Origin of the sequence: Micromonospora sp. LOL_024 (assembly GCF_048060415.1) — a bacterium.
GTDB lineage: Bacteria > Actinomycetota > Actinomycetes > Mycobacteriales > Micromonosporaceae > Micromonospora.
Genome location: NZ_JBHMIS010000143.1, coordinates 1 through 1,143 on the forward strand (window position 1 = coordinate 1; position 1,143 = coordinate 1,143).

2 protein-coding genes and 1 pseudogene are annotated in these 1,143 nt (G+C 67.3%); all 3 read right to left on the bottom strand.

What is annotated here, in order from left to right; translation table 11 throughout:
* The coding region (locus tag ACFHWY_RS28585) for a DUF4262 domain-containing protein (protein WP_416583341.1) at positions 1-288 on the bottom strand (288 nt) is incomplete at its 3' end.
* Positions 281-529 carry a hypothetical protein gene (locus tag ACFHWY_RS28590; RefSeq protein ID WP_416583342.1) on the bottom strand — a complete coding sequence of 83 codons (249 nt, stop codon included), beginning with the start codon at positions 527-529 and terminating at the stop codon, positions 281-283. The genes ACFHWY_RS28590 and ACFHWY_RS28585, both read right to left, overlap by 8 nt.
* A 161-nt stretch (positions 530-690) precedes the next feature.
* Positions 691-957, bottom strand: a pseudogene (locus ACFHWY_RS28595) (SDR family oxidoreductase); the annotation flags it as partial.
* Positions 958-1,143: the final 186 nt, after the last annotated feature.

Here is a 1,143-nt window from a genome sequence, read left to right on the forward strand (position 1 = left end):
GATGGCGTCGTGGCCGGCGATGAGGTCGCTGATGCGCTGGCCGTGGGTGAACCGTCCGGCCTTGTCGTAGACCCGGCGGGCGAGGTCGTTGAGGAGGCTGTGGGCGACCTCGGGTGGCAGCCCGGCGGTGATCAGTTCGGGGTGGTCGTGGGCGGTGAGTCCGACGGTGTAGGCGAATGGGGCGGTGGTGTCGGGGTCGTCGTCGGTGGGCAGGACGTGCGTGACGGCCCAGCCGGTGGTGTCGATGATCTGGTTCTGGCGTCGGAGGAAGTCGTTGATGTCACGCATGGTGGGTGTCTCCTGGGCATTCGGGGGCGGGGTCCGGGTTGGGTGGCTCGATGTCGACGAAGCCCCAGAGTCGTTCCATGACCTGGAGTTGCCAGGTGCGGTAGCGGTCGGCGAAGCCACGGCAGACCGCGGGCGGGACCGAGCTGCCGGCGTAGGGCAGCGTCGAGTGGCAGATGATGTATCCGGCGTCGCCGCACGCTGCGGTCACCATCTGCTTGAGCCGGCCGGGGTCGAGGTGCATCGGTTGCCGGGTTTTCTCTGCACCAGGCCACCCGACGCGCCGCAGCGCATACGCGGGATGGCGTTGAACGCACGCTCATGCCGATGAGCGGATGCCGGATACCGGAAGCTCGGTGCTATGACCGCGTTCAGGCTGCTGTTGGTTGCAAGCGCGAGACCGTGTTAGGCGGAGAACGGGCCTCGCACCGTGACACCCCCATCGACGACAAGGCTCTGCCCGGTCACGTAGGACGAAAGCGGCGAGGCCAGATAGACCGCCGCCGCCGCGGCGTCGTTGGGGACACCGAGCCGGCGCATCGGAATCTCGGGCACCTCGTCGGCGGGCTGCGCAGCATTTGCCACCGCCGTTGCGATGGCGCCGCACGCCAAGACGTTCATGCGGATCCCGTCGCCGGCGTACTCCGCAGCGACGGTCTTGGCGAGTCGTCGGCCGCCGGAATGGCGGGCGGGGGAAGCCCGGCCCGCGTCATCGTCAGCCCGCTCCCAAACTGCTCCCAATTTAAGGGCTGGCAGCGAAGAAGCTCGTTACCGACCGTTCCGGCAACGAGCTTCTGACCTGCACATATTGATTGTGGGCGATACTGGGATCGAACCAGTGACCTCTTCGGTGTGAAC

What these genes read in the sequence shown, in the direction of transcription:
- ACFHWY_RS28590 (WP_416583342.1), bottom strand. Translation starts at nt 529, where the DNA reads ATGCACCTCGACCCCGGCCGGCTCAAGCAGATGGTGACCGCAGCGTGC.